This window comes from Chitinimonas koreensis, from assembly GCF_014353015.1.
GTDB lineage: Bacteria > Pseudomonadota > Gammaproteobacteria > Burkholderiales > Chitinimonadaceae > Chitinimonas > Chitinimonas koreensis.
The window spans coordinates 1,199,608-1,221,175 of the sequence record NZ_CP060704.1 but is presented as its reverse complement, the minus strand read 5'-3'; the positions used below and the strand labels follow the sequence as shown (position 1 = coordinate 1,221,175).

Sequence of the window (21,568 nt, the reverse complement as noted above, 5' to 3'; positions counted from 1 at the left end):
CCGCAACCATCCGCGTCAGTTGATCGTGCAGGCGAAATCCTGCGGATCGAGCGGATTGCCGAGCACCGACTCCGGCGGCTGGTTGGTGCCGAGGTCGGTGGCGATCGGCACGCCCTTGCCCGGCGCCACGCTCATCGGCGCCGACGACTTGCTGCTGACGAAACCGAACTCGCCCGCCTTGTATTCCTGCTGGCCGCCTTCGTTGTCGACCACGATGCGGCCTTCCGCCACGTCCAGGTGCAGGCCGGGCTGGATCGACTGTCCCGACTGGTCACGGTAGTCAGCACAGCTGTCGTCCTTGGCGTCGGGCTCGCAATACAGCACGCCATAATTGGTGCCGCGGATCCCGATGGTGGCGGTCGGCGTGTTCATGCGGTAGGCGTTGACGCCGTTGCGCTTGCCGACCAGGCCGGTGACCGCGCGCAGGCCGCCCTTGATCAGGCGGAAGAAGGCGTTGTCCTCCTCCGGCCTGGCCTGTTCGAAGCGGTAGTCGTCGATCTTGATCTGGGTGTTGGGCCGCAGGGTCAGCTCGCCGCCGTCGGTGAACTTGACCCGTGCATAGGTACCCGCCCCGGTCGACAACAGGTCGCCGCGGTCGACCTCGGACTTCGGCCCGAGCACCTTGACCGCCCCGTCGGCCTTGCGCGCCGACAGCACGCCGGCCAGGTTGGTCACCGTGCCGGCGCTCTCGGCGAGCACCGGCGCGCTCAAGGCGCCGCAGACGGCGATCAGCAGCAGCGGCCGCTGCCACTCAGCACTTCTTGGCTTTCTTACGCTTGTCATTTTCCTGTCCCTGCTGCTGTGCCTGGCCGGCCTGGGTGGCGCGCGCGGCCTGCTCGTCGATGCTCGATTTCGGCTGTGCGGTGGAGGTGATTTCCGTCACCGCGTTGACGCCCTTGATGGTGTTGCTCTGCGACTGGTCGACCAGCACGCCGGTGGTCGAGCCGGCGTACGGCGCGCCCGACGGATCGAGCACGCTGATGATGCCGCTGCCGCTGTTGAGGGTGAGCTTGTCGGCCGGCACCGAGGCGCGCAGCAGGATGCCGCCGCCCGCGCTGGCCTCGAGCGAACCGCCGCGGACGTTGAGCCCGCCGGCCGACACCGAGCCGATGCTGCCCTGGGTCGACTTCAGGCTGACCGCGCCGGTGCCGGCATCGAGCAGCGACAGCATCATGCCGCCCAGCGAAGCGTAGCGGATCGCGCCGCCGCCCGAGCTGCTGCTGGCGCCGGCGGCCATCACCAGATCGCCGCCGGCCGCGTCGAGGGCAATGCTGCCGCCCTGGGTGACGATGTCGCCGTTCTGCTGGATGCCGCCGCCCGACTGCACCTTGCAGTCGCCGACCGCCGTCAGGTCGCCGTCGATCACGATGCCGTCGTTGCCGCTGCTGCTGGCATTGGAAATCAGCTGGATGCCCTGGCCGGCCTGGATGCCGGCGCTGCCGACGACCAGCGGGCTGTGGGTGATCAGCGTCGTCTCGCCGCCGGACTTCACCAGGCCGGCGGTGGTCAGGCCGCCGAAGCTCTCGACCGTCAGGTCGCCGGCTGCGACCGCGCCGGCCAGCAGGAGCGCCCGGTGGTTGACCACGTCGATCGCGCCGCCGCTGCTCAGCGTCATGGTGGCGACCTCGCTGTCGAGCGCGGCGATGTCGCCGCCGGCCGTCAGCGTGGCGACCGAGGCCAGCAGGTGCCGGCCGCTGCCCGAGCCGCGGATGGCGCCGCCGGCCGCGATCGTGGCGGTCGAGGCCATGACGCCGGCCAGGTTGATGTCGGCCGCGCTGCGCAGCAGCACCGCGCTGGTCGGCGCATCGACGGTGGCGCTGTAGCTGCCGGCACCGTTGAAGTCGACCGCGCCGCCGCCGACGAGCTTGAGCTGGCTCAGCGCCGCGCTGCCGTCGGCGTAGACCGCGCCGCCGGCCTGCAGGTCGGCCTGCGCCGCTGCGAGGGTGGTCCGGGCCGCCGCGCTGCCGATTGCGCCGGCCGCGACCAGCTTGACCGCGCCGCCGCGGAAGCTGCCGCCGAGCGCGCCGGTGCTGCTCGCATCGATCGCGCCGCTGCCGGCATCGACCGTGAGCAGGCTGTCGCCCTGGCCGGCGTAGGCGATGCTGCCGCCGGCGCTGCGCAGGGTGGCGGACGCCACCGCCCCGTCGAGGTCGAGCGTACCGGCCGCAGCGGTCGATTCGGCCTCGAGCGAGGCGGCCTTGACGTGCACCGCCTGCCCGCCGCCGATATCGCCGGCCGCGCGCAGCTGGACGTCGGCCCCTTCCAGCGTGCCGCCCAGGCCGTCGATGCTGCTGGCGCTGTCGATGCGGATCGCACCGCCGGCCTTGAGGTCGCTGTTGAGCTCGACCCGGCCGGCCGCCACTTCGAAGGCCTTGGCCGTCAGCGCGCTGCCGGCGCCGCGCAGCGTGCCGTCCACGGCTTCGAGCTCGGCGGTGCCGGAAGCGGCCAGCGACTTGACCACCAGGTCGCCGCCGCGGGTAGCCAGCCGGACCAGGCGGTCGCTGCCGCCGCTGCTGGCCATCACCTCGACCGTGCCGGCGGTGGCGAATTCGATCTCGCCGTCGGCCGTCGTCAGGTTGGCGCTGCCAACGCCGTTCGCGTCGCTGAGGTGGACGCCGGCGCCGGCGCCGGTGGTGGTGGCGCTCAGGCTGTCGATCGCGTCGACCTCCACCAGGTCGTCCGGCGTGCCGATGGCCTGCTCGCTGAGCAGCGTCACCGTGCGGCCGCCCAGCAGGGCCAGCGTGCCGAACTGCTTGGCCTCGGCCTTGAGCTCGCCCTGGCTGACGATGGCCGAGCTGCTGTTGAGCGTGCCGGCCGCCTTCAGCGTGATATTGCCGCCACCGGCCACCAGCGCGCTGACCGCGTCCTGGCCCGGCTGCTGCAGGCTGGTGCTGACCGCGACCAGGTTCAGGTCGCCCGTGTCGGTACGCAGCGCGATGTCGCCGCCGCGGCTGAAGGCGCTGACGGTGGCGGTGGCCGCCGAGTCGAAGTCGATCAGGCCGCCGTTGCTGGTCAGGTTGGCGCTGCCGCCTTGGGTCTTCAGGTGCAGGCTGGCGCCCTGGCCGTTGACCGCGGCGTTGACCGTGGCCGCGTCGACGTCGATGGCCTGGCCGCTTTCGCTGAAGGCCGATTCGGCCACCAGCGTGGCGCTGCCGGCCTGGTAGCTGCCGCCGGCCAGGATGCGGTCGGCGTGCACCAGCAGGCTGCCGTCGCCGGCCGAGACCGTGCCGCCGTTGGCCAGGTCGCCGGCCGCGTTGAGGTAGATGCCGCCGCCGAGCGTCGAGCCGCCGAGCTGCAGCTTGCCGGCCGAATCGGCCACGATCTGGCCGCTGCCGGCCGCGATGCCGGTGGTGACCAGGTCGCCGGCCGTGCTGCGCAGCGTGATCGCGCCATCCTGGCTGGCCGCGTCGACCGTGGCGGTGCCGCCGGCCAGGAAGTCGATCGCGCCGCCGGCGCTGCCCAGGTGGTTCACGCCGCCGGTGTTGCCGACGTAGAGGCCGCCGCTGCCGGCTTCGGCCGTTAGCAGCGCGGTGTCGACGCGGATGCGTTCGGCGGCGCTGCCGATGGACTGGCCCTCGAGCGCGATGTCCGCACCCGACAGCAGGCCGCTGCCGCTGACCGCGCCGCCGCTCGATTCGAGCTCGAGCATGCTGCTGGCGGCGACGTCGGTGGTGAAGCGCAGGTCGCCGCCGCTCTCGACGTAGACGTCGCGGCCGCTGATCGCGTTGCCGGTCAGCGTCAGGCTGTCGCTGGCATCGAGGTAGAGGCTGGCCACGCCGTGCAGATCGGCCTGGGCCGCGGCGCTGCCGTCCACCGTGGTGTAGATGGTGCCGCCGGCCGCGTCGAGCACCAGGCTCTCGAGATCCTTGAGCGCGTGGAGGCGGATATCGCTGCCGCCGCTGGTATCGCTGTTGCTCGCGTGCAGGCGGTCGGCTTCGACCGTCAGCGCCGCGCCGCCGCCGATGCCCTTGCTGGAGGCCAGCACCACCTCGCCGCCCTTGACCGTGGCCGGCTCGACCTGTGCCGTCAGCAAGGTCAGCTGGTCCTGATCCTGGCCGCCCGGCAGGCCGGCGATGCCGGCCGCGCTCACCAGCACGCTGCCGCTGCCGGCGTCGACGCTGGCCAGTTGCAGTGCACCGGTCGATTGCAGGCTGATCGCGCCGCCGTCGCTGTGGGCCGTCACCAGGCTGCCGCCGGCGGCGACCAGGTCGATCGCGCCGCCGTCGCTGACCAGCGTGTTGCTGCCCGTAGCCGCGTTGTCGAGGTAGAGCGCGCTGCCGCCGGCCACCAGGCTGGCGCTGCTGACGTGCAGGCGCGCATCGCTGCCGCCGCCGATCTGCAGGCCGGCCAGTTGCACCGAACCCGCCGTGACCAGGCCGGCGCCGCCGATATTGCCGGCAGCCTGCAGGCTGGCCTGGCCGGCCAGCACCGGGCCGGCCAGCGCAAGGTCGCCGGCCGAGGCCAGCGTCGCCAGGCCGGCGCCGGCATCCACGCCGAGCACCGTCAGGCCGTTGCCGCCGCCCAGGGTCGACAGGCTGATCGTGCCGCCCATGCTGTCGGCCGTCACGCTGGCCGCGCCGTTCGAGACCAGCGTGACCGCGCCGCCGTTGCTGTGCAGCGAGGCGCTGCCGCCCTGGGTCGCGACGTTCACCACCGCGCCCGCGCCGGTCGCCGTGGCGGTCAGCTGGCCGGCGTCGATCTGCAGCGTGCCGGTTTCGCCGATGCCGGCGCCGGCGCTCAGGTCGACGATGCCGCCGGCCAGGCTGCCTGCGCCGACGATGCGATCGCCCGCGTGCAGGCTCAGCGCGCCGCTGCCGACGTCGAGGTCGCCGATGTAGACGATGTCGCTGCCGGCCTTCAGGCTGGCCGAGCCGCCGCTGGCGTCGGCCACCGTCAGCTTGCCGGCCGCGTCGAGCGTCAGCGTGCCGGCACCGGCCAGGGCGCTGGCCACCGTCAGGTCGCCGGCGGCCGTCGACAGCGTGATCGCGCCGCCGTTGCTGGTGGCGCCGGCGATGGTGCTGGCGCTGTCGGCCGCGAACCGGATCGCACCGCCGTTGCTGCTGAAGGTCGCGGTGCCGGCGTCGCCCTGCAGGTTGAGGCCCGCGCCGCTGTCGGTGGCCGCGGCGTAGAGCACGCCGGCCGCCACGCTGACCGCATGGTCGGCATCGCCGATGCCGCCGGTCGCACCGAGGCCGACCGTGCCGCCCTTGAAGCTGCCGGCGCCGGCCAGGATGCGTGCCGCCTGTACCGCCAGCGTGCCGCTGCCGGCGTCGACCTGGGCATTGTTGGTCAGGTCGGTCGCGACCGTCAGGTGGATTTCGCTGCCCTGGGCCGCGCCTTCCAGCGTCAGGCTGCCGGCCGAATCGACCGTCAGCGTGCCGCTGCCGGCCTGCAGGTTGCACGAGCCGAAATCGCCCGACAGCGTCGCCAGCGTGATCGCGCCGCCATTGCTGACCGCGTTGGCCCAGGACGAGCTGGTGGCCACGAAGTCGATCGCGCCGCCGTTGCTGCTCAGGTAGTTCTTGCCGCCGACATTGCCGACGTAGAGCCCGCCGCCGGCGCCGGTCGCATTGGCGTTCAGCAGGGCGGTGTCGACCTGGATGCGGCCGCCGCTGCTGCCGATGCTGGCGCCGTTCAGGGCGATGTCGGGTGCGCTCAAGAGGCCGCTGCCGATCAGCGCGCCGTCCGATTCGAGTTCGAGCATGCCGCTCGCGCTGATCGGCGTGCTGCCGAAGTTCAGGTCGCCTTCGCTGTCGAGATAGACGTCGTGGCCGCTGACCGCGCCGCCAGCCAGCGTCAGCGGGCCTGCGACGTCGAGGTAGGCGTTGCCGGTGCCGTGCAGGTTCAGCTGTGCGCTGGTCGCGCCGCCGACGCCGACCGTGGCGGTGCCGTCGGCCAGGTCGAGCGCCAGCGTGCCGACGCCGCCGACTTCGCTGAGCTTGATGTCGCCGGCGCCGCTGTTGCTGGCGCTGAGCAGCGTGGCCGCGTCGACCTCGATCGCCTGGGCGGCGCCGATGCCGGTCGCCGCGGCCAGGCTCACCTGGCTGCCCTTGACCAGCTTGCCGCCGGTGCCTTCGAGGCTGCCGGCGCCGATGGTCACGTTGCCGCTGCCGGCGTCGATGCCGTCCAGCGTCAGCACGCCAGCCGATTGCAGCGTGATCGCGCCGTTGCCGCTGGCGGCATCGACCGTCGCCGCGGCGGTCGACAGGAAGTCGATCGCGCCGCCGGCGCTGCTCAGGTGGTTGGTGCCGCCGCTGTTGCCGACGTAGAGGCCGCCGGCGCCATAGGCATCGGCCGTCAGCGTGGCCGCGGCGACCTTGACGCGGTTGTTGCCGCTGCCGATCTGCCCGGCCGCCAGGTTCACCGTACCGGCCGTGATCAGGCCGGCGCCGCTCAGGCCGCCCGCCGCCGTCAGGTCGGCCTGGCCGGCCTGCACCGCGCCGGAGACGACCAGATTGCCGCCGGCGTTCGCCGTCGCGGCGCCGCTGCCGGCGTTCAGGCCGGCCAGCGTCAGCGCGTTGGCGCCCAGCGTCTTCAGGTCGACCGCGCCGCCGGCGCTGTTGGCCATCACGCTGGCCGCGCCGTTGGCCTCGAAGGTGATCGTGCCGCCGTTGCTGGTCAGCGCGGCGCTGCCGCCCTGGGTCGCCACGTTCACCACCGCGCCCGCGCCGCTGGCCGAGGCGGTCAGCGTGTTGGCAGTGATCGCCAGCGGGCCGAAGTAGCCGGTGCCGAGCACCGAGCTCAGCGCGACCGTGTCGCCGGCCAGGCTGCCGCCGTTGCTGTAGATCTTGCCGCCGGCGTCGAGCGCCAGCGTGGTGTCGCTCGAGACCGCGCCGCCGAAGGCGATGTGGCCGCCGGCCTGCACGTCGACACTGTTGCCGTGGCTGTCGCCGAGCGTGACGTTGCCGGCCGCATCGATGCTGAAGGCACCGAGGCCGGCCTGCACATCGGTGATGAACAGGTCGCCGCCCAGCGTCTTCAGCGCGATCGCGCCGCCGTTGCTGGCCGCATCGATCGTGGCCGAGCCCTGCGAGACGTAGTCGATGGCGCCGCCGTTGCTGGCCAGGTGGGCGGTGCCGCCCACGCCTGCCAGGTAGAGGCCGGCGCCGGCGCCGCTGGCCGAAGCGTCGAGCGTGGCCGCGTCGACCGCGATGGCCTGGCCGCTCGCGCCGATCCCCTGCACCGCCGCCAGCGTGACGGTGGCGCCCTTGAAACCGCCGCTGCCGAGGATCCGGTCGCCGGTCGCCGCCAGCGTGCCGCTGCCGGCGTCGAGCTGACCGTTGGCGGTCAAGTCGCCGGCCGCCGTCAACTGGATCTGGCCGGCCTGGGCCGCGCCGTTCAGCGTCAGCCCGGCGTCCGAATCGGCCGTCAGCAGGCCGCCGCCCGCGTCGAGCGCCGCAGCGCTCAGGTCGCCGGCCGAGGTCAGCGTGATGCCGTTGCCGTTCGCCAGCTGGCTCAGCGTCAGCCCTGCTTGCGAATCGACCGCCAGGGCGCCGCTGCCTGCATCGAGCGCCGCGGCACTCAGGTCGCCGACCGAAGTCAGCGTGATGCCGTTACCGTGCGCCGCCTGGCTCAGCGTCAGCTTGGCCTGCGAATCGGCCGTCAGCGCGCCGCTGCCCGCATCGAGCGCCGCGGCGCTCAGGTCGCCGACCGAAGTCAGCGTGATGCCGTTGCCGTGCGCCGCCTGGCCCAGCGTCAGCTTGGCCTGCGAATCGGCCGTCAGCGCGCCGCTGCCCGCATCGAGCGCCGCCACGCTCAGGTCGCCGGCCGAAGTCAGCGCGATGCCGTTGCCGTGCACCGCCTGGTTCAGCATCAGCTTGGCCTGCGAATCGGCCGTCAGCGCGCCGCTGCCCGCCTCGATCGCGCCGTTGGCGACCAGGTCGCCGGCCGACTTCAGCACGATCCCCTCGGCCTGGGCCGCCGAGGCCAGCGTGAGGTGGCCGGCCGAGTCGAGCGTCAGCGCGCCGCTGCCGGCATTCAGGTTGCCGGTGGTCAGGTCGCCGACGCTGGTCTTGAGGAGGATCGCGCCGTTGCCGCTGACCGCATCGACCGTGGCGGTGCCGCCGGCCAGGAAGTCGATCGCGCCGCCGGCGCTGCTCAGATGGTTGGTGCCGCCGCTGTTGCCGAGGTAGAGCCCGCCGCCGGTGCCGGTGGCAGTCGCCGTCAGCAGCGCCGTGCTGGTCTGGATGCGGTTGCCGCTGCTGCCGATGGAGAGGCCGCTCAGCGCGATGTCCGGCGCAGACAACAGGCCGCTGCCGGTCAGCGCGCCGCCGCTCGATTCAAGCTCGAGCATGCCGCCGGCGGTGATCGCGGTGCTGCCGAAGTCCAGGTCGCCGGCGCTTTCGAGGTAGACGTCCTGGCCGCTGATCGCCGCGCCGGTCAAGGTCAGCGCACCGTCGACATCGAGGTAGGCGCTGCCGCTGCCGTGCAGGTTCAGCTGCGCGGTGGTCGCGCCGCCGACGTCGACGTGCGCCGTACCGTTCGCCAGGTCGAGCGCCAGCGTGCCGACGCCGTTGCTTTCTTCGAGATGGAGGTCGCCGCTGCCGCTGACGCTCGCGCTCAGCGAATCGCGCGCATCGACGAGGACCGCTCGGCCGAGGCCGATCCCGTTGCTGCTGTTCAGGCTGACGCTGCCGCCCTTGACCACCAGCATGGCGTCGACCGTCTCGATGCCGGCCGCCGTGACCGACACGCTGCCGTTGCTGCCGGCATCGACGCCGTTCAGCGTCAGCACGCCGCCCGACTGCAGCATGATCGAGCCGCCGACCACGCTGCTGGCGTTGACCGTGGTGTCGTGGGCCGAGGCGAAATCGATGATGCCGCCGCCGGTGACCAGCGAATTGGCGCCGCCGGTCGCCGCGTTGTCGAGGTAGACCGACTGGCCGGCCGCCGTCAGCATGGCCGCGTCGGTCATCAGCCGGTTGCCGCTGGCGCCGATCGACTGCTGACTGCTCAGGCTCAGCGTGGTCGCGCTGATCAGGCCGCTGCCGGCCAGGTTGCCCTGCGCCGCCAGCTCGGTCTGGCCGCCCTGCAGCGCGGCCGCCACCGTCAGCGCGCCGCCCGACAGCGCGGTCAGCTTGCCGCTGCCGGCATTCACGCCATTCAGCGTCAGCGCATTGCTGCCCAGCGTCTTCAGGTCGATCACGCCGCCGTTGCTGGCGGCCATCACCGTCGCCGCGCCGTTCGACAGCAGGGTGATCGCGCCGCCGTTGCTGCTCAGGTCGGCCGTGCCGCCCTGGGTGTTGATCGCCAAGACATCGCCGCTGCCCTGCGCCGTCGCGGTCAGGTCGGCGGTATCGACCGCCAGCGCGCCGCCGGCGCCGATGCCGCTGCCGGCGATCAGCTCGACCGAGCCGCCCGCGAGGCTGCCGTTGCCATTGATGCTGTCGCCGGCGGAGATCTTGAGCAGGCCGCTGCCGCTGTCGACCGCGCCGACGAAGTTGACCTGGCTGCCGGCCTTGAGGTCGATGGCGCCGCCGGCGACCGCGTCGTTCAGGGCCAGGCTGCCGGCCGCATCGAGCGCCACGCTGCCGGCGCCGGCCTGCAGGCTGCCGGTCGTCAGCGTGCCCGCGCTGGTCTTGAGGATGATGTCGCCGCCGAGGCTGCTGGCCGACGACACGGTGCTGGCGCCGCTGGCCAGCAGGTCGATGTCGCCGCCGCTGCTGGCGAGCACCGCCGTGCCGCCGGTGGTGGCGAGATGGAGGCCGCCGCCGGCGCCGGTGGCGCTGGCGTCGAGGTGGGTCGCGGCCAGTTGCAGGCGATTGCCGCTGCTGCCGATGCTGGCGGCCTGCAGCACCGCGTTGTCGGCGCTGAGCAGGCCGGTGCCGGCCAGGCTGCCGGCGGCCGCGAGGTCGAGCGTGCCGGCCTGGATGGCGCCGACCAGGTCGAGGTTGGCCGCGCTGTCGGCAAGCACGCTAGCAACAGGTCCAGACAGACTGATGCCGAGATCGCCGCTGGTGGTTCGAGCCACGATCGTACTGAAAGGATCGGCTTGATTGATCGTGAGCGCACTTCCCCCATCGGCCAAATATTCGATCGAGCTACCGCCGGTGTTCCATGTGACCAGCCCGCCGCTGCTGTTATGAATATTGCCGCCGCCATAAGCGGTCAAATCGCCGGTATCCACATTGAGAGGTTGTATATGGCCTAAGTTAATGGCCGACACCTCGACGCGATCGCCCGAAATCAGTCCGGTCCCCATGATCGAAAGCCCGGAAATCGTAACGTCCCTGCCGTTTACAACACCACTCAGCACGATAAAACCGTTGAGATTGACCGCTACCGTACCGGTATCCGCATCGATATCGTTCAGCGTCGTATCGGAACCATCAAATACATTGCTATTCACCTTGATCGCGCCGCCATGGCTCGCGGCGGTGATGCTGGCAGCTCCAACCGGCGACAATTCGATATCGCCACCATTGCTGGTCAGATGATGACTACCCCCGGTCGTGCTCAGATAGATCCCACCGGCTCCGGTCGCAGTCGCATTGATCTGGCCGGCGCTCACCTGTAACAGGTTGCCGCTGGCCCCAATGTTGGCCCCGCCAAGTACGACTTGGTTGCCGCTGACGGTCGCGTTGCCAGTCAGGCCACCGACGGCCGACAGATCGACTACGTTGCCGCCGACCATATCGCCCAATAGCAAGTTTCCTGCGCTGTCTACCTCGATATCGCCGGAACCGGCCTGGACGGCTCCCAAGGAAAGATCACCGCCGCTAGACGCCAACGTGATTACGCCGCCATTGCTGACCGCATCGACGGTCGCCGCCCCAGCCGCGCCGCTGGCCAGGAAGTCGATCGCGCCGCCGTTGCTGCTCAGGTGGCTGGTGCCGCCGCTGTTGCCGACATAGAGGCCGCCGCCGGTGGTCTCGGCGTTCAGCAGCGCCGTGTCGGTCAGGATGCGGCCGCCGTTGCTGCCGATGGCGAGGCCCTTCAGCGCGATGTCGGGTGCGGTCAGGAGGCCGCTGCCGGAGACCGTGCCGCCGTTCGATTCGAGCTCCAGCATGCCGGAGGCGGTGATCGCCGTGCTGCCGAAGTCGAGGTTGCCGGCGCTTTCGAGGTAGACGTCGTGGCCGCTCACCGCCGCGCCCGACAAGGTCAGCGCGCCGCCGACGTCGAGGTAGGCATTCGCCGTGTCGTGCAGGCTCAGCTGCGCCGCGGTGTCGCCGTCGACCATCACGGTGGCGGTGCCGTCGGCCAGGTCCAGCGCCAGCGTACCGACGCCGTTCACCTCGTGCAGCTTGATGTCACCGCTGCCGGAGCTGGTCGCGCTCAGCAGCGTCGCGGCGTCGATCTCGACGGCCGCGCTGCCGCCGATGCCCTGCGACGAGGTCAGGCTGACGTTGTTGCCCTTGACCAGCGTGGAAAGCACGCTGTCGATGCCGGCCGCGCTGACCTGGACGTCGCCGCTGCCGGCGTCGACGCCGTTCAGCGTGAGCAGGCCGCTCGATTGCAGCGCGATCGTGCCGCCGCTGCTGGTGGCCGCCACCTGGGCCGCGCCGGCGCTGCTGAAGTCGATGTCGCCGATCGAAGCCGTCAGCGTGTTGACGCTGCCGGCCTGGCTGTTGGCAAGGTAGAGCGCATCGCCGTTGGCGGTCAGGTTGCCGGCCACCAGTTGCAGCCGGTTGCCGCCGCTGCCGATCTGCTGGCCGGCCAGGTTGGCCGTTGCCGCCGTGATCAGGCCCGCGCCGCTCAGGTCGCCCACCGCCGTCAGGTCGGCCTGGCCGGCCAGCACCGCGCCGGAGACCAGCAGGTCGCCGCCCGAGTTCACCGTCGCGGTGCCGCCGCCGGCGTTCACGCCGGCCAGCGTCAGCGTATTGATGCCCAGCGTCTTCAGGTCGACCGCACCGCCGGCGCTGTTGGCCGTGACGCTGGCCGCGCCGTTGGCCTCGAAGGTGATCGCACCGCCGTTGCTGGTCAGCGTGGCGTTGCCGCCCTGGGTCGCCACGTTCACCACCGCGCCCGCGCCGGTGGCCGAGGCGGTCAGCGTGTTGGCGGTGACCGCCATGGGGCCGAAGTAGCCGGTGCCGAGCACCGAGCTCAGCGCGACCGTGTCGCCGGCCAGACTGCCGCCGTTGCTGTAGATCTTGCCGCCGGCGTCGAGCGCCAGAGTGGTGTCGCTCGAGACCGCGCCGCCGAAGGCGATGTGGCCGCCGGCCTGCACGTCGACGCTGTTGCCGTGGCTGTCGCCGAGCGTGACGTTGCCGGCCGCGTCGATGGTGAAGGCGCCGAGGCCGGCCTGCACATTGGTGGTGGTCAGGTCGCCGCCGAGCGTCTTCAGCGTGATCGCGCCGCCCTGGCTGACGGCGTCCAGCGTGGTCGAGGCCTGCGCGACGTAATCGATCGCGCCGTTGTTGCTGGCCAGGTGGACGGTGCCGCCCTGGCCGGCCAGGTAGAGGCCGCCGCCGGCGCTGCTGGCCGAGGCGTCGAGCGTGCTGGCGTCCACCTCGATGGCCTGGCCGCTGCCGCCGATGCCCTGCGCCGTGGTCAGCGTGACCACCGCGCCCTTGAAGCCGCCGCTGCCGAGGATGCGATCGGCCTGCACCGTCAGGTTGGCGCTGCCGGCGTCGACCAGCGCGTCGACGGTCACGTCCTGCGCCGCGGTCAGGCTGGTCTGGCCGGCCTGCGCGGCACCGCTCACGCCGAGATTGGCCGCCGAATCGAGCATCAGCGCACCGCTGCCGGCGTTCAGGCTGGTCACGGTCAGGTCGTAGGCGCTGGACTTGATGGTGATCGCGCCGTTGCCGCTGGCCGCATCGACCGTGGCCGCGCCGGCTGCGCCGCTGGCCAGGAAGTCGATGGTGCCGGCGTTGCTGCCCAGATGGTTGGTGCCGCCGCTGTTGCCGACATAGAGGCCGCCGCCGGTGCCGGTGGCGGTCGCCGTCAGCAGGGCGGTGTCGGTCACGATGCGGTTGCCGCTGCTGCCGATGGACAGGCCGACCAGCTCGATGTCCGGCGCGGTCAGCACGCCGCTGCCGCTCAGCATGCCGCCGCTCGATTCGAGCTCGAGCATGCTCGAGGCCGTGATCGCCGTCGTGCCGAAATCCAGGTCGCCCGCGCTTTCGAGGTAGACGTCCTGGCCGCTGATCGCCGAACCGCCCAGGGCGAGCGTGCCGTCGACATCGAGGTAGGCGCTGCCGGTGCCGTGCAGGTTCAGTTGTGCCGTGGTCGCGCCGCCGACGTCGACCGTCGCCGTGCCGTTCGCCAAGTCCAGCGCCAGCGCGGCAACACCGTTGATTTCGTTGAGCTTGATGTCGCCGCTGCCGCTGACGCTCGCGCTCAGCGAGCTGGCGGCGTCGACATCGATCGCCTGCCCGGCGCCGATCGCGCCGCTGCTGGTCAGGGTGACGTTGTTGCCGGTCAGCTGCGTCGCCGCGATCGCCTCGAGGCTGGCCGCGGTGACGTTGATGTCGCCGCTACCGGCGTTCACGCCGTTCAGCGTCAGCGCGCCGCCCGACAGCGTGATCGCGCCGCCCTGGCTGGTGGCCTTGACCTGGCCGCCGTTGGCGGCGGCGAAAACGATGGCGCCGCTGTTGCTGGCCAGCGTGTTGTCGCTGCCGGCCGCCGCATTGCTCAGGTGGATCGCCTGGCCGTTGGCGGTCAGCGTGGCCGCGCTGGCCTGCAGCGGACTGCCGATGGCGCCGATCTGGGCGGCGTCGATCTCCAGCGTGTTCGCCGTGATCAGGCCGCCGCCGTCGACGTTCCCGATCGCCGTCAGGTCGGCCAGGCCGGCCTGCAGCGCCGCGGCCACCGTCAGCGCGCCGCCCGAGTCCGCCGTCACCACGCCGCTGCCGGCGTTCACGCCGTTCAGTGTCAGCGCATTGCTGCCCACGGTGTTCAGATCGATCGCGCCGCCGGCGCTGGCAGCCGTCACCGTCGCCACGCCGTTCGACGTCAGCGTGATCGCGCCGCCGTTGCTGGTCAGGTCGGCCGCGCCGCCCTGGGTGTTGATCGCCAAGACGTCGCCGCTGCCCTGCGCCGTCGCGGTCAGCATGGCGGTGTCGACCGCCAGCGCGCCGCCGGCGCCGATGCCGCTGCCGGCCGTCAGCTGGACCGAGCCGCCCGCGAGGCTGCCCGTGCCGTCGATCTTGCCGCCGGCCACGATCTTGAGCAGGCCGCTGCCGCTGTCGAGCACGCCGGCGAAGGCCACCTGGCCGTCGGCCGACAGGTCGATCGCGCCGGCGCTGACGGTGCTCGACACCGACAGGTCGCCGTCGGTCTCGACCGTCACGCTGCCGCTGCCGGCATCCAGCGCGCCGGTGCCGAGGTTGGCGCCGCCGGCCAGGCTGATGTTGCCGCCCTGGCTGCTGGCCGAGACGCTGGCGATGCCCGAGGCGTAATAGTTGATGGCGCCGCCGTTGCTGGCGAGGCCGGCCGTGCCGCCGGTGGTATCGAGATAGATGCCGCCGCCCGCGCCGGTCGCGGTGGCGCTGAGATCGTTGCTGTCGATCTGCAGCCAGCCGCCGCTGTCGCCCAGGCTCGCGCCTTCGAGCACGACGGTGTTGGCGCTGAGCTGATTGCTGCCGGTGATGCTGCCGGCTGCCTTGAGATCGAGCGTGTTGCCGACCTGCAGCATGCTGTCGAGGGTCAGGTAGCCGGCGCTGTCGGCGGTCAGGTCGTTGACCGTGCCGGACAGCTCGATGCCGAGGTTGCCTGCGCTGGTCGTCAGTTTGACCGAGCCGATGGCGTTGCTGACGTCGACCGTGCTGCTGCCGTCGGCCAGGTAGTCGAGCGTGCCGTTGCTGCCGCTGAAGCTGGCCGTGCCGCCGCTGCCGTTGTGCAGGTAGACGCTGCCGCTGCCACTGGCGGCCAGGGTCGGCGTGGCGACGTTGAGCGCGCTGCCGAAGGCGCCGAGCTGGCTGCCGTTCAGCACGACGCTGGTGCTGCCGGTGACCAGGCCGGTACCGCTGATGTCGTCCTCGGCGCCGAGATCGACCACGCCGCCGCCGACCGCGCCGGAGAGCACCAGGCCGCCGCCGCTGTAGGCGGTCAGCGCGCCGCCGCCGGCGTCGAGGCCGGACAGCGTCATGTCGCCGCCGAGGCTGTTGATGGAAATGCTGCCGCCGTTGCTGTCGCCGCCGATGGTGGCGGCGCCGGCCAGGGCCAGCTCGATGTCGCCGCCGGCGCTGGTCAGCTGGTGGCTGCCGCCGGCACTGTGCAGGTGGATCTCGCCCGAGCCGGTGGCGGTCGCCTCGACCTCGCCGGCGCTCAGGTAGAGCAGCGCGCCGTCGTTGCCGAGCCGGCCGCCGCCGAGCGTGATCTTGCTGCCGCTGATCTGGGTGGCCGACGAGCCGTCGATGCTGCCGACGGCCGACAGGCCGACTTCGTCGCCGCCGACCGTATCGGTCAGCACCACGTTGCCGTCGCTGCTCACGCCGATGTCGCCCGCGCCGGCCTGGATGCCGTCGAGCGTCAGGTTGGCGCCGTTGCTCGAGGCAAGCGTGATCGCGCCGCCGCCGCTGGCAGCGTCGACCGTCGCCGAGCCGCTGGCCAGGAAGTCGATCGTGCCGCCGCTGCTGGTCAGGTGGCTGGTGCCGCCGGTGTTGCCGATGTAGAGCCCGCCGCCTGCGCCGGTGGCGTCGGCCGTCAGCGCCGCGGTGCTGGCCAGCACCCGGCCCGAGCTGGTGCCGATGCTGGTGCCGGTCAGCCTCACCTCCGGCGCGCTCAGCAGCGCCGTGCCGGTGACCGCGCCGCTGCTCGCGGTCAGCTTCAGCAGGGTGGTCGCGCTCATGCTGCGGCCGCCGTAGTCGAGGTTGCCGCTGCTGCTGAGATCGATGGTGTTGCCGCTGACATTGCTGCCGAGGGTCAGCGCGCCGATCACGTCGAGGTCGACGGTGGCGGTGCCGTGCAGCGCCAGCGTGGCGGTGGTGTCGCCGCCGATCGAGAGGTAGGCGGCGGCATTGCCGGCCAGGTCGATCGCCAGCGTGCCGACGCCGTCGGCGTCGCCCAGCCAGATATTGGCGTTGCCGCTGTTGGTCGCGCTCAGCGAGGTGGTGGCATCCACCGCGATGGCCTGGGTGGTGCCGACGCCGTTCACGGCGTTCAGTGCGATGGTGTCGCCCTTGACCGCGGTGGCGGCGGCGCCGGCGATCAGCACGTCGGCGGTCGCCTGCACGGCGCCGGTTCCGGCGTCGACGCCGTCGAGCGTCAGCGCGCCGGTCGACTGCAGCGTGATCGAGCCGCCGTTGCTGGTCGCGGTGATGGTGGTCCCGCCGCCGCTGAAGTCGATCGCGCCATTGTTGCTGGTCAGCGTCGTGGTCCCGCCGGAGGCGCTGTTGCCGACGTAGAGCACCCCGCCGTTGCCGGTCGCCGTGGCGTCCAACACGCCGGCCTGGGTGTTCACCCGGTTGGCCGCGTCGGTGCCGATGCTGGCGGCGCTCAAGGTCACGTTGTTGCCGCTGAGCTGGCCGCTGCCGGTGATGCCGCCGGCGCTGGAATCGAGGTCGATGCCGACCGCGCTGACGTCCTGGCCGATGTTCAGGCCGCCGGCGGCCGATACGTCGAGGGTATTGAGGGACAGCGTGCCGCTGCCGCCCAGCTCGATGCTGCCGGTGGCGTCGACGAACAGCGAGCCGCCGCCGCCCACGCTGGCGTCGAGCACGGTGTTGCCGCTGCCGCCGACGCTGAAATGCACCGCGCTGTTCGAGGCCGAGAAGGTGGCGCTGCCGACGCCGCTTGCTTCAGCAAGATGGATGTCGCCGCCAGAGATGGTTTGAGCGGACAGGCTGGTGGTCGCATCGGTGCCGAGCGCCTGGCTGGCGCTGCCGATCGTGCCGTCGACGGTGACCAGCGACACCGTGTCGCCCTTCACCGTCTTGCCGGCCAGCCCGGCGATGCCGGCGCCGACCTGGATGTCGACCGCGCCGCTGCCGGCGTCGATGTCGTCGAGCGTGAAGCCGACCGACATGCCGCCGGTCAGTTTGATCGTGCCGCCGTTGCTGCTGGCCTTGTACTGGCCGGAACGGTTGGTGTTCAGGTAGACGCCGGCGCCCGCTCCGGTGGCGGTCGCGTCGATGGTATCGGCCCAGCTCTCGAAGCTGACGCTGCTGGTGCCGACGCCCTGGCCGGCGTTCAGGGTCAGCGTGCCGGCATTGGCCAGGCCGCTGATGGTGCCGCCGGCGGTCAGGCTGACGCCGTCGCCGGTGGTGGTGTTGATGCTATCCAGGTTGCCGGCCGCATTCGCCGTGATGTCGCCGCTGCCGGCGGCGAGCGCGGCGGTGAGGTTGGAACCGGCGCCGGTGGTGGTGACCACGATGTTGCCGTTGTTGCTGGTGGCCGTGACGTTGCTGGTCGCCGTGGCCAGCAGGTCGATGGTGCCGCCCTGGCTGGTCAGCGTGGCGCTGCCGCCGCCGGTTTCCAGGTACATGTCCTTGCCGGTACCGAGCACGTTGGCGGTCAGCGTGCCGGTCGGGCTGATCCTGAAGCGCGAGCTGACGTCGGAGCCGATCTCGTCGGCGTCGATCGTGGCGTTGCCGGTCACGGCCAGGGTGCCGCCGCCGGACAGCTTGCCGCCGACGTCGAGGGTCGCGCCGTCGCTGGCGCCGAGCGTGGCAGCCTGCACCAGGTCGCCGCCGGTGGTCAGCGAGATGGCGCCGGCGTTCAGCGTCATCCCGTTGTTCAGCGCCAGCTTGCCGGCCACGTCGAGCGTCAGGTTGCTGCCCGAGTTGGTCAGCATCAGCGTCGGATCGATCACGTCGCCGGCCAGCACCGCATCGATGTCGCCGTTGGCGGTGCTCAGCGAGATGGTGCCGGCGGTGCCGGACTGCTTGACGTAGACGCCGCCGTTGACCTGCGACTGAGCGCCGAACGACGAGCCGGCCACCGCTTCGACACGCTGGCTGACGCTGCCGATCGCGCCCTTCGCGGTCAGCTGGACCGAATCGCCGCTGACCGTGGTCGAGACGGCCTGCCCGATGGCGTTGTCCGAATAGATGTCGACGTCGCCGGTGCCGGCGCCGATGCCGTTCAGCGTCAGCGTGGCGCTGCCCGACGAGCTCAGCGAGATGTCGCTGTTGACCGTGTCGATCGAATGGCTGCTGATCGCGTCGGTGGCGAGGTAGACGGCGCCCTGGCCGTCCGCCGTGGTGTTCACGTTGACGACCGGGCTGCTCACGTTCAGCACCGTCTCGTTGGTGCCGATGCCGTAATGGCTGTCCAGCGTCAGGCTGGCGCTGCCGGAGAGCACGCTGGTGCCGTCGGATTCGATCGCGCCGCCCGCCGCCGTGCCGCCGCCGACCGCGACGCCGCCCGCTACCGCCGACAGGCTCAGGTTGTCGGCGCTCACGCCGGCATTGACGGTGATGCCTTCGTCGCCGATCAGCGTCAGGTCGCCGCCGTTCACGACGGCGCCGGAGACCAGCACGGTAGCGCCGTGCAGCTTCAGCAACTGGCCGTCGGCGCCGCCGCCGTTGATGGCGGCCAGCTTGGTGCCGTCCAGCGCCAGCATGCCGTTGGTGCTGCCCCCAGGTCGATCCCGACGCCGGCGCTGCGGGTGGCGATCGACACCGTCGGCGCGGCGATGGTGGTGCCGCCCATGATGGTCAGCGAGTCGGTCTCGAACGTCGCCTCGGTACCGGCCGTGATGGTGCCGCTGCCGCTGAAGGTCATCGAGGCGCTGCTCATGCCGAGGTTGCGGCTGGCGTTCACGCTGTTGCTGTACAGCGTGAGTCCGCTGTCGCTGGTCAGCGAAATGTCGCGGCCCGAGAGGTTGGCGCTGCCGACGTTGAGGTAGCCGCCGCGCGCATGCAGGCCGAGATCGGCGGTGCCGGTATCGATGTTGCCGACCGCCGAAGTCGACAGGCCGAGGTCCGAGCTGAGGTAGAGCGCCGAGTTGGCGTTCTGGGCGAGCTGCAGCACCGACAGGTCGTCGGCGCTGGCGACGTAGACACTGCCGACTTCGCCGCCGCTCTTGCCGACGTACAGGCTGACCGCGCTGCCGCCGGTCCGCTTGCCCACCATCAGCGGCGCACTGTCCGAGCTGCCGACGCTGCCGCCGTAGCCCGTGTCGCTGTCGGCCTGCAGGTAGACGTTGTCGGCCCGCACCACCGCGCCGGCGCCGCTACCCGAGATGTTGGCGTTCTGGGCCACCAGGGTGACGGTGCCGCCACTGGCGTTGGACTCCACGCCGGCGTTGTCCAGCAGCAGGTTGCCGCCGCCGATCTTGATCGAGACGTCGCCGATGGCGTTGTTCACGCCGCTGCCGCCGATAGTCAGGGCGCCGCTGTTGCTGACCTCGATGTAGCCGGTGGAGCAGCCGCTCGACGCGCTGCAGCTGATCTGCGCCGACAGCGTGCCGATCTGGTTGTCGGACCGGGTCAGGCTGATCGAATTGCCGGAGCTTCCGCTGTCGACCGTCGCATCGAGCGACTGGGCCACGATGGACGACTGGATGTCGGTGTTCTGGCTGATGCCGGCGCCCGAGGTGGCCAGCTTGACCGCGCCGTTCCAGCCGATGCCGCTGCCGCTGACGTAGAGCTCGGTTCCGCCGCCGGCGGTCACGTCGAGCGTCTTGCCGCTGCCGCTGGTCAGGCTGGCCTGCAGCGAGACAGTCTCTGAGCTGCTGGTCACCTCGTTGACGGTCACGTCGCCGGCCGACTCGATGTCGAGCAGGCCGGCCGAGATCGAGGCGCCCTCTTCCTGGGTGAAGCCGAGCGCGCCGGCCTTGATCCGGGTCGTGCCCTCGCCGCCGGCATTGAGGCTGATCGTGCCGGCGGTCTGGTGAATCTGATTGCCCTGCAGCGTCACCACGCCGTCGCCGGTGACGTTGGCGCCGAGCGACAGCGCGCCGACGCAGCCGTGGGTGGCGCAGGTCGCCGCATCGTTGGCCAGCAGCTCGACATCGCCGGCGCCGGTGACGAGGCCGGTCTGGCTGATGTCGTTGCCGGCGACGACCTTGAGCAGCGCGGTATTGCTGGACGTGTTCAGGTCGGCGCCGATGTTGACGTTGCGGCCGGCCGTCAGCGTCAGGTCGGAATAGGCGCTGACCGCCCGCCGATCAGGATGTCGCGGGTGGCGCCGAGCGTGACGGTGCCGCCGGAGCTGGAGAGGGTGGCGCCGCTGCGGATGTCGATGTCGCGGTCGGCGGTGACCGAGACGTTGTACGAGGTGGCCGCGTTGCCGGCCGTGGCGTCGAAGATGACATCCTGGTCGGCCTGCAGCATGACGTCGGCCGAGGCGCTGAAGATCACGCCGACGTTGCTCGAATCGACCACGAAGTCGGTCGGGTCGAGCAGCAGCTTGCCGCGCTGGCCGCGCTCGGCGCTCAGGTCGACCACGGTGTGGAAGTCGAGGTTCCGCTTGCCCGACACCTCGGCGAAGCCGCCGTTGCCGCCGGCCTGGCCGCCGCGCGCGCTGATGCGGCCGGCGGCGCTGGTGTCCTGGTCGGCCCAGGCGACGATCTTGCCGCCGTCGCCCTTTTCCGTGGCGTCGGCGTTGAGCCAGGCATTTGTGCCGAGCCGGGTGTAGTCGGCGTTGCGCACCGCGGCGTTGCTGCCCTGATAGTCGCCGCCGACCAGGATGGTGCCGCCGCCGTCGCGGCCGCTGGCGTCGATGCGGCCGTCGACCGCCACGCGCTCGCCGAGCACCTGCGCCTGGCCGCCCTTGCCGGCCGCGTTCGAAACGTCGATCGCGCCGTCGACGGCGGCCGCCTGAGCGGCGTCGATCTTCACCTCGCCGCCCTGCGCCTCGGTCTTGCTGCCGGCCGCCAGCGTCACGTCGCGACTGGCCTTGAACACGATCTTGCCGCCCTCGCCGATCTCGGCGCGGTTGGCGCTGACCAGGCCCTGCTGGCGGATCGCCGCGGCGAACACGCCGATGCGGCCCTGCTCGGCGATCAGCTGGCCGACGTTGAGCGCCTCGCCGGCCGGCGCCTTGATCCGGACCCGCAGGCTGGTGTCGACGCCGTCGACCAGCTCGACGCTGCTGCCGGCGGCCAGCAGGATCTCGCCCTTGGGCGAGACCACCACGCCGTTGTTCTCGACGTTGGGCGCGATCAGGTAGACGAAGCCGCCGCTGGCGGTGGTGATGTTGGCGGCGTTGCGCACCGAGCCGGTCTGGCCGCCCTCGAAGCGCATGCGGCCGGCGCGGAAGTCCTCGTCGCTGATGTTGAGCGTGGAGGCGACCAGGCCGGCCACGTCGACCTGGGCGCCCTGGCCGAACACGATGCCGTTGGGGTTGATCAGGAAGACCTTGCCGTTCGATTGCAGCTGGCCAAGGATCTTCGAGGGATCCTGCCCGGTGACGCGGTTCAGCACCGCGCTCGAGGCGCCCTGCTGGACGAAGCGGGTCAGCTCGTTCTGGCCGATCGAGAACGACTGCCAGTTGATGATCGCGCCCGGAGTGTTGGTGACGACCAGGTTGTTGCCCTGCTGCTGCATGGTGGCGCTGCCCGCCACCACCGTCCCCCCGCTCGGGTTGGCATGCGCCAGCGGCGCGTAGCAGGCCACGGTGGCGGCCGCCAGGGTCTTGAGGGCGAATCGGGGATGACGTTGGGCGTGCATGCTAGTGCTCCTACCGCTGCGGGAAGCGGCCGGCGCGGGGCGCCGGCTGGAAATCATTGAGTTGTCGT

Annotated in this window: 5 protein-coding genes; 1 reads left to right on the top strand and 4 read right to left on the bottom strand. The window is 71.6% G+C overall.

The genetic code is table 11. The features are described from left to right. Positions 1 to 15: 15 nt before the first annotated feature. Genes H9L41_RS05150 through H9L41_RS05140 form a run of 3 tightly spaced genes read right to left on the bottom strand, consistent with a single transcriptional unit; the run spans position 16 to position 19,749 of the window. The gene (locus H9L41_RS05150; RefSeq protein WP_028447989.1) at positions 16 to 783 is read right to left on the bottom strand and encodes a FecR family protein; all 768 of its coding nucleotides are present in this window, start codon (positions 781 to 783) and stop codon (positions 16 to 18) included. Further along, on the bottom strand, positions 752 to 18,448 hold the full coding sequence (locus H9L41_RS05145; RefSeq protein ID WP_187523702.1) for a hypothetical protein: 17,697 nt from the start codon (positions 18,446 to 18,448) through the stop codon (positions 752 to 754). Before H9L41_RS05145 ends, H9L41_RS05150 begins: the two co-directional genes overlap by 32 nt. Further along, on the bottom strand, positions 18,382 to 19,749 hold the full coding sequence (locus H9L41_RS05140; protein ID WP_187523701.1) for a hypothetical protein: 1,368 nt from the start codon (positions 19,747 to 19,749) through the stop codon (positions 18,382 to 18,384). Before H9L41_RS05140 ends, H9L41_RS05145 begins: the two co-directional genes overlap by 67 nt. Here H9L41_RS05140 and H9L41_RS05135 point away from each other — a divergent pair. After that, complete coding sequence (locus tag H9L41_RS05135) at positions 19,730 to 19,978, top strand: hypothetical protein (RefSeq protein ID WP_187523700.1); 249 nt, start codon at positions 19,730 to 19,732, stop codon at positions 19,976 to 19,978. The two genes, H9L41_RS05140 and H9L41_RS05135, sit on opposite strands and share 20 nt — an antisense overlap. Here the strand turns inward: H9L41_RS05135 and H9L41_RS05130 are convergent. Further along, on the bottom strand, positions 19,965 to 21,500 hold the full coding sequence (locus H9L41_RS05130) for a two-partner secretion domain-containing protein (RefSeq protein WP_187523699.1): 1,536 nt from the start codon (positions 21,498 to 21,500) through the stop codon (positions 19,965 to 19,967). The genes H9L41_RS05135 and H9L41_RS05130 overlap by 14 nt on opposite strands. Positions 21,501 to 21,568: the final 68 nt, after the last annotated feature.

Bases quoted from the DNA above. Each gene is read 5' to 3' on its own strand.
- H9L41_RS05145 (WP_187523702.1), bottom strand. From the start codon at position 18,448: ATGCTGGCGCTGGACGGCACCAAGCTGGCCGCCATCAACGGCGGCGGC.
- H9L41_RS05130 (WP_187523699.1), bottom strand. From the start codon at position 21,500: ATGCACGCCCAACGTCATCCCCGATTCGCCCTCAAGACCCTGGCGGCC.
- H9L41_RS05150 (WP_028447989.1), bottom strand. From the start codon at position 783: ATGACAAGCGTAAGAAAGCCAAGAAGTGCTGAGTGGCAGCGGCCGCTG.